Origin of the sequence: Sphingobacterium sp. IITKGP-BTPF85 (assembly GCF_001006065.1) — a bacterium.
GTDB classification, from domain to species: Bacteria; Bacteroidota; Bacteroidia; order Sphingobacteriales; family Sphingobacteriaceae; genus Sphingobacterium; species Sphingobacterium anhuiense.
This window is the reverse complement of the sequence record NZ_ASZT02000197.1, coordinates 1-7,329: the sequence shown is the minus strand read 5'-3', so window position 1 is coordinate 7,329 and position 7,329 is coordinate 1. Positions and strand designations below refer to the sequence as shown.

Sequence of the window (7,329 nt, the reverse complement as noted above, 5' to 3'; positions counted from 1 at the left end):
CACTATGCTCCAGTATATCCAGCCATAATTTTTTGTGTAAAAAGTACCCGATCTTTCATGATAGCCGCCATACTATCGATTACTTTATTCTCTATTTCCTGCCTCCGTTTATGCTCTAACTCTTTTCTAGCAGTTTCTTTTTTGTCCTGTAAGCTTCGAGATTTTATATTATTTACGTAAATAATAATAATTAGAACCAACGTAAAGATGATTGGGATTAAGTTTCTATCATAACTTTAGATTATAATTGTTAGCATTATTTCTTTTTCCTTGTTTCCTTAATAGTAGTTTTAGGATTTTTTGAATTATATTCTTTCGTAGTATAGCGACCCGTATCAGCTCTTCTATATTTTATAGTTTTTTTTGGTTTTTGAGCAAAACAACTAAATATCACAGTTGTCATAATTATGAATGATAATAACTTTTTCATTTTATTTTTTTATAGTTGTGAGTGAAGAAGCGAAATCCTTTAATGGGCGCAGAATTATTAAACTCATTTGATTTGCTATCTTCTTGATTTGTCGTTTAAAAATTAGGTAATGTAAATTGGTGTTTCATATGGCTTTAGTCTTCTCTTTACCTAACAACCAGTAGAAAAGGCATCCAAAAATATTCAAGAGTAGTACTGACGACAGCCATAGGATTCTTTTGCTACTAGACAGATTATCATTGTTTATAATATGATAAATTGTATAAATGACTACTAGAAGAGGAGGGATAACAAGAAGTGCCATCTCCGTTGTTCCTATGTTAATAAAGGATAAATTCATTAGTTCTTTTGGTTATAGAATCGATTATAGTAATTCTTTAATTGGTTAGCTTTTCAGATCAAACAATCTTATTATTCATTTTGTAAGACGTGCTGTCAAGAATTCTGTCTACAGTTTTATCTAGCCAGTTTTCAATATGTGGTTTTAATAAGGCGAACTTATACTCATCTATTTTAAAATGCTCTATTGGAGTACCCCATATATTTTTTCTAATAAAATTAGACACAAATGCTAGATCTTGATTGCAATTATACAGCTCAATTGTACCTTTTTCATGATTACCCTTTATTAAAAGAAAAGGTGATTTTTTCCAACGCTTATCTATGATGATCGCTTTGTCACCAATCGATATAATTATATAAAAAGAAATATCTGGGTTAAAATATCTGGGACTATTTTTTTTATGCGTTTCGGTTTTTAGCACAATGTTTTTTTCCAGAAGAGGGGTTTTTAAACGACTCGCTAGTTCATTAAAATCAGTGAACATTAACCTCTCGAAATCTGCTTTAAATTTCTTGAACTTAGCCCAATAGATTTCATACTTTAGATATTCCTTTTCCTTCTTTTCTCTTTTTGTTAAGTCTTTTTCAATACTTTCTTTATCAAAGTTTAAAAGACTTTTTTCTAGTGATTTAATAAGGTCTTCCATATCAGTCTAATATTTTATTTTATCCCAAAATCTTTCTCGTTTTCTTAGGATTGTAATCCTCTAGCAGAGATTAATGTCTAAATTCTGTCAGCTCTACTGTTAATAAACGTTCCCCCTGAAGATAAACTTTCCAGTCACCAACGAAATTTCATGTTGTGTAAGTAACACTTTTAGGGTCAAATAATGTTGTTATTCGATTTGTAATTTTCAGTCTTAAGAATTCTGTCCAAATTGCGATCTAACCACTTTTCAATATGAGGTTTCAATAAAGTAAACTTATAATCCTCGATCAGAAACTGCTCTAATGGGTTATCGAGTACATTGTTCTCAAAAAAATAGATATATATTCTAAGTCCTGATTACAATCATAAAGTGAAATCGTATTTTTTACATGATCACCTTTTAATAAAATAAAGGCTTGTTTATTCCACCTATCACTCACACATAGTGATCGGTCACTAAGTGAGATCAATGCGTAAGTATAAAACTTTAAATCAAAATATTTGCGACCAATATTTCTATGCGATTCGTTTCTAATTACGATATTTCTTTGCATGAGAGGGCCTTTCAAAGCACTATAGAGTTTCTTGAAGTCAGTACAGACTAATTTTTCGAACTCTTCTTGAAATTTTTTGAAATTACTCCAATAGTTATCATTTTCTATTTTTTCTTTTTCTTTTTTAGCTTTTATAATAAGGTCTCTTTCAATACTTTCTTGATCAATATCATAAGCTTTTGCTCAAAGGATTTAATTAAATCATTCATATCTATTTATCCATTTTATTTTATACCTTTTAAGAATGCCTTAAAGCGAGCATTCAATTTCTGCACATTGTGGAGAAAATGTTTTATATCCAAGTTTATGTGCTTTTAAACTATTCTGATCTGTTTTCGCTTCGATATGATTTAATATCAATTTCAATGCGTTAGTCATCAAACTTTCCCCCTGAAACGCCGTAAATATTTTCTAGCTCAGCATATTCATTATCAATTACTGATGTGATCGTATTATGATCACCCCACTAATAAAAATATTTTCCACTAAGATTTATTTTCGGCTCAGCAAATGGTAAATTGATGTTATGTGCTTTCATATAGGGTAGGAGCTCGGCTTTAAATTTCGTTAGCGCTTCTTCCGCAGATGCTGCAAAGCAATAATAGTTGAAACCCGGCTCTTGACCTGTCGGATCACCGTCGATATCTAAATAGTTCAGATTATCAGGAAATATATGGTCAGAGGTTTTATCGACCTGTATTTGGTAGAAATCATCTTCATAGTATGCAGCTAAAAAGTAATAATTCTCTTTATTAAGAATCTGATTTTCATATGGGTCCAAATCAAATTCACATATTTCTCTAGTGGTGTTCACTGTATTTGGGAATAGTTGATTAATGTGGTTCTCCGCCTTTTCATATGTTGAAAATACAGCTTCCAAATTAGTAACATGCTCTATGCTTTTCTCATTTGTCATAACTGCATATATTTTTGTTGCTTTCATAATCTTAACTTTTTAGCTTTTCACAATATCTCCGTTATTATCTTGTATTAAAAAAGGCTTGCCTTTTTCTGTGGATCGCTCCACGGGAACTTCGTCTTTGTATAATGTTTGCTTACCTGTCCAAAATGAAACTTCTATCTCAAAATTGGAATCAGGTAAAGAGGATCATTATCATCTTCACCTTTCTTATTCTTAAATTTTCTTGATCTCCTTAATTTCTTGATAGGTTATTATCAGCTTCTTACCATTCCTGAATGGTTGTATGTTACCAACTTTTATTTTATTAGTGCACAGTTGTATATGCTCCAACAAAAAGAGGATCGGAGGCCTACTTTTCTAATTTCCACTTTAAAAGTACAATCTTTTCTTTATTAAAGCAAATAATTTTCGTTAATATTTTATCGTAATACATTGATATTATAAAAATCGGTTTTGTTTTTAATCCAAATTATGCAATAGCGGAGACCTTTATATAACCATTTGACGAAGACTATTTAATTGCATTTTCTCGATTTATTTTTTTAACCTGGTTTCCTTAATGCCCAAGCTATGTCCAATAGGGTAGGGTATAAGGGAGCCAATTTAAACCTTAGAAAAATGCAAAAAACTTGCAACGGGGCCAGCTATGCGCTATCCCGAGAGGAAGAAATACCTTCGTATTTGAGTAAAAATCCGGTCGACGTTATCAAAAAACCAATTATGATAACACTTTTTACCCGATCGATTATTTAAAAAGCTCGATCTAGATTCCGTTGATGGATCTACGCAGATGGGTATGCGGTATGTAGCGCGTGAAAGACCTTCTGAACGGGATTATATGTCTGCTGGTCTGTGCTTAAAATAGTTTCCGTATTTCCTCCTCTGCCAATTGCTATACTTGTGCATGTATTGATGTATCAACTTTGAGCCGGACAGAAATATTCTCTTGAGATAGAATGTGTAGCTTTGTCATTATCTAATAAATATGTAATATAAACTGTCAACGATGAAACAGACTGATACATTAAAGACAATAAGCTATTCGGGTATTTTCCTTTCCTGTTTTACAGATTTTAGTGAAAAATGTATTCATGCAGCACCAGAACATGTTTTGGTGTACCTGTATTCGGGCGAGCAGATTATAGAGGACGGAAATAAGAGGATTAAAATAAAAGCTGGTGAATGTGCATTTGTAAGGCGAAACCACCGATTGACAATGTACAAAAACAGCAAAGGAAGTGAATTATATAAAGGAATTTCTTTGACATTCAACCGGAGCATATTGCGCGAGTTTTACAGTAAGTTTGATAAGGCGTACTTGCCTAAAAGAGTCTTGATTTCCGATAAAAATGTTGTTCAGATTGAACCGAGCCCTGCTATCACCAGTCTGTTTCAATCGCTCACGCCTTATTTTGATGAAAATATAAAACCGACCGATGGTGTTACCCATCTGAAATTGCTGGAAGGTATTTATGCGCTGCTGGATAATTCGGATATTTTTTATCCTATATTATTTGATTTTACTGACCCTTGGAAGATCGATATCCTGGAGTTTCTGAACGATCATTATATGGATGACCTCACGATGGAACAGATTGCTGCCTATACGGGGCGGAGTTTGGCAACATTTAAAAGGGATTTTCAAAAAATCAGTAACCTTAGCCCCCAAAAATGGTTGATCAAAAAACGGCTGGAAGCGGCCTACGTCAAACTGAAAGAAGAGGGCAAAAAAGTACAGGAAGTTTATGTGGAAGTGGGTTTTAAAAATCCCTCACATTTTTCTACGGCATTTAAAAAGCAATATGGCGTACCGCCTACAGAAGCTTAAAAATTGAGCTTTAGAGAAAAGATAATTGAGCCTCACAACAATGCTGTTGTGAGGTTTTTGCTTTAATTTTGTATTGTAAATAAAGGAGATATAATGCAAACAGTTGATATTTTTGAACGCTTGCGAAACGGTGAAACTGTACCAGCAGGTGATCCCGAAGCATATAAATTGAGGGAAGCTTCCTTTGCTACAAAAAAGTTGCTTCTCCAGATGAACAGTTCTGATGATCCTGCCGAGGTACGCAATTTTTTGTCGCAGATTACAGCAACAGAAATTGATGAAAATACGGCGGTTTTTACACCCTTGTATATCAATTATGGGAAAAATACCAAGATCGGTAAAAACGTTTTTATCAATTTTGATTGTGTTTTTTTGGATCTGGGCGGTATCACGATAGAAGACAATGTGCAGATTGCACCCAAAGTCAGTCTGCTGTCGGAAGGGCATCCGATAGCCGCTAAAGACAGACAATCGCTGGTTCCTGGCCATATTCACATTAAAAGAAATGCATGGATCGGAGCAAATGCGACTATACTGGCAGGCGTGACCATTGGCGAAAATTCTGTTATCGCGGCAGGTGCAGTTGTTTCAAAAGATGTACCCGACAATTGCATTTTCGGGGGGATCCCGGCGAAAATGCTTAAGAACATTGAATAGTGATGGAAAGGATGATTTATATGCTGCTATTCCTTTTTACCAGCTTACAGAGCAGTGCCTGTATGCCATCGGAAAATAGGGTTAAAAATGAAATCCAAAGGGACACTCTAGCAAACAAAAAAGTTATGAAATTGAAAATAACTAGTGGAGATAAGGTGGTTAAGGCAATTTTGTATGAAAATCCTACAACAAAAGATTTCATTGCCCAACTCCCTTTAACTGTTGATATGGAGGACTTCGCTGGGAAAGAAAAGATATTCTACCCACCGAAAAAATTATCTACAGCAGCACGAAAAGCTGTCAGCGATCCTAAGATTGGAGATATAAATGTATATGCTCCGGGGGGTAATATTGCTATTTTTTATGGCAGTTATTCAGGCTCCCGAGACTTGATCAGGATAGGAAGAATAACTGAGTGTATTGATGTTATCAATGTTACAGGTACTGTAAAGAACGTATATTTTGAACTGGTGGAACAATAGTATGTGAAGGTTAATCTTCATAATTAGAAAAATAAAGTGATGAAAAAACTATCAATTTTAATAGCGGTTTCTTTGATCCTGTTGGGGCAATCGTATGGTCAGACGTTATTAACTCAAAATCAAAAAGAAATGGAAAATCAAGAACATTATACGTTTCAACTGAACGATAAGGTAGAGCGTAAGGAAATTACTTTTAAGAACCGTTATGGAATCATGGTTTCCGGAGATTTATATACGCCGAAAAATGCGGGAACCGAGAAACTACCTGCTTTGGTATTAAGCGGGCCGTTTGGAGCTGTAAAAGAACAGTCATCTGGTTTATATGCCAGTGAACTGGCTTCCAGAGGGTTTGTGACCTTAGCTTTTGACCCTTCTTTTACGGGGGAAAGCGGTGGCGAGGTTCGCGGTGTCGCTTCACCTGATATCTTTACGGAAGATTTCAGTGCTGCGGTAGATTATATTGGACTATTGCCTACTGTTGACCGAAATCGTATTGGTCTAATGGCGATCTGTGGTCTGAGTGGTATGGCGCTTACGGCAGCGACAAGCGATTCGCGGATCAAGCGGTAGCTACTGCCTCGATGTACGATATGTCCCGTAGTATCAGCCGAAGCTATCAAGACAGTTATACCCAAGAGCAGCGTCAACAAGTTGTCGATTACTTAAGTCAGCAGCGCTGGAAAGATGCGGAGAATGGCAACTATGCAGTGGGGCTGCATGAAGTACCGTTTGATGAAAACGTCAATATGATAAAAGGAACACGTATACTTCCTGAAACGTTGCCTGCTAATCCCGATCCTGTACTAGCCTCTTTCTTTGATTATTATAGAACAGCGCGTGGTTTTCATTCCAGATCTATCAATCTACCACAGCCTGGACAGCTACAACACCGATGTCATTTTTTAGTTTTCCGATGCATGCAAACATTGAAATGCTCGGAGCTCGTGCGGTCATGCTTGTTGCTGGAGAAAATGCGCATTCGCGCTATTATTCTGAAGATGTTTATAAAATGATTTCAGGGCCAAAGGAACTGGTTATAATACCTGGTGCCGATCATGTCGATCTATACGATAAAAAGGATAAAATTCCTTTTGACAGATTGGAAACCTTTTTTAAAGATAATTTGAAATAATACTATAATCCCTTATGGTCAATTTTTTTACAAGACTGTCTAACAAAAGGCAGCCTTTTTTTGTTGCTTATTGAAGTAAATAATTCCTGCCTTTACTTTTCAGGGTAGCTTGTTTAGAAACAGTCCTCTCCAGCTGTTTCTATTTAAAGCTAATTAGAGCAGTAGCTTTCTAATTTCTTCTTCCGGTAATCCAGTATACTCCGCAAATATACTGATGCTGACATACTGGTTTGCTTTCAGTCCGTAGCAATCGCGTATAGACTGGAAGATTTTGTAGGTGTGTTTTTCTGTACGTCCTAATATAACCGCCGCTTCTTTGGGGTATATGCATAA

At 35.3% G+C, this 7,329-nt stretch carries 10 protein-coding genes; 5 read left to right on the top strand and 5 right to left on the bottom strand.

Going from position 1 to position 7,329, the window contains the following annotated elements:
* Positions 1-2 precede the first annotated feature (2 nt).
* The 4 genes from L950_RS23245 to L950_RS23235 all read right to left on the bottom strand — a co-directional run bounded on the left by L950_RS23245 (position 3) and on the right by L950_RS23235 (position 2,918).
* Positions 3-200, bottom strand: a complete 198-nt coding sequence (locus L950_RS23245) for a hypothetical protein (protein ID WP_021189423.1) — start codon at positions 198-200, stop codon at positions 3-5.
* Positions 201-554: 354 nt separating this feature from the next.
* Entirely contained in the window at positions 555-734 is a 180-nt protein-coding gene (locus L950_RS37600) for a PLDc N-terminal domain-containing protein (RefSeq protein WP_197086662.1), read from the bottom strand.
* Between the two features lie 94 nt (positions 735-828).
* Positions 829-1,419 (bottom strand): hypothetical protein, encoded by a 591-nt coding sequence (locus L950_RS23240; RefSeq protein WP_021189421.1) that lies wholly within the window; start codon positions 1,417-1,419, stop codon positions 829-831.
* Between the two features lie 1,022 nt (positions 1,420-2,441).
* Positions 2,442-2,918, bottom strand: a complete 477-nt coding sequence (locus L950_RS23235) for a hypothetical protein (RefSeq protein WP_021189419.1) — start codon at positions 2,916-2,918, stop codon at positions 2,442-2,444.
* Between the two features lie 985 nt (positions 2,919-3,903).
* On the opposite strand from L950_RS23235, the gene L950_RS23230 reads away from it, so the two are divergent.
* The 5 genes from L950_RS23230 (at position 3,904) to L950_RS34485 (ending at position 6,877) form a co-directional block, all read left to right on the top strand.
* Positions 3,904-4,725, top strand: coding sequence for a helix-turn-helix domain-containing protein (locus tag L950_RS23230; protein WP_021189418.1), 822 nt, complete (start codon positions 3,904-3,906; stop codon positions 4,723-4,725).
* A 93-nt stretch (positions 4,726-4,818) separates the two neighbouring features.
* Positions 4,819-5,382, top strand: coding sequence for a sugar O-acetyltransferase (locus L950_RS23225; RefSeq protein ID WP_021189417.1), 564 nt, complete (start codon positions 4,819-4,821; stop codon positions 5,380-5,382).
* A gap of 62 nt (positions 5,383-5,444) precedes the next feature.
* Positions 5,445-5,864 carry a cyclophilin-like fold protein gene (locus L950_RS23220; RefSeq protein ID WP_021189416.1) on the top strand — a complete coding sequence of 140 codons (420 nt, stop codon included), beginning with the start codon at positions 5,445-5,447 and terminating at the stop codon, positions 5,862-5,864.
* Positions 5,865-5,903: 39 nt separating this feature from the next.
* Positions 5,904-6,434 (top strand): alpha/beta hydrolase, encoded by a 531-nt coding sequence (locus tag L950_RS34490; protein WP_231577822.1) that lies wholly within the window; start codon positions 5,904-5,906, stop codon positions 6,432-6,434.
* Positions 6,435-6,454: 20 nt separating this feature from the next.
* Entirely contained in the window at positions 6,455-6,877 is a 423-nt protein-coding gene (locus L950_RS34485) for a hypothetical protein (protein ID WP_231577821.1), read from the top strand.
* A 272-nt stretch (positions 6,878-7,149) separates the two neighbouring features.
* Here L950_RS34485 and L950_RS31100 read toward each other — a convergent pair.
* A partial coding sequence (locus L950_RS31100; protein ID WP_021189415.1) for a hypothetical protein occupies positions 7,150-7,329 on the bottom strand: 180 nt, incomplete at its 5' end.

Excerpts from the sequence above, each read along its gene's own strand:
- L950_RS37600 (WP_197086662.1), bottom strand. The coding sequence starts at position 734 with ATGGCACTTCTTGTTATCCCTCCTCTTCTAGTAGTCATTTATACAATT.
- L950_RS23240 (WP_021189421.1), bottom strand. The coding sequence starts at position 1,419 with ATGGAAGACCTTATTAAATCACTAGAAAAAAGTCTTTTAAACTTTGAT.
- L950_RS23235 (WP_021189419.1), bottom strand. The coding sequence starts at position 2,918 with ATGAAAGCAACAAAAATATATGCAGTTATGACAAATGAGAAAAGCATA.
- L950_RS23230 (WP_021189418.1), top strand. The coding sequence starts at position 3,904 with ATGAAACAGACTGATACATTAAAGACAATAAGCTATTCGGGTATTTTC.
- L950_RS23225 (WP_021189417.1), top strand. The coding sequence starts at position 4,819 with ATGCAAACAGTTGATATTTTTGAACGCTTGCGAAACGGTGAAACTGTA.
- L950_RS23220 (WP_021189416.1), top strand. The coding sequence starts at position 5,445 with ATGCCATCGGAAAATAGGGTTAAAAATGAAATCCAAAGGGACACTCTA.
- L950_RS34490 (WP_231577822.1), top strand. The coding sequence starts at position 5,904 with ATGAAAAAACTATCAATTTTAATAGCGGTTTCTTTGATCCTGTTGGGG.
- L950_RS34485 (WP_231577821.1), top strand. The coding sequence starts at position 6,455 with ATGTCCCGTAGTATCAGCCGAAGCTATCAAGACAGTTATACCCAAGAG.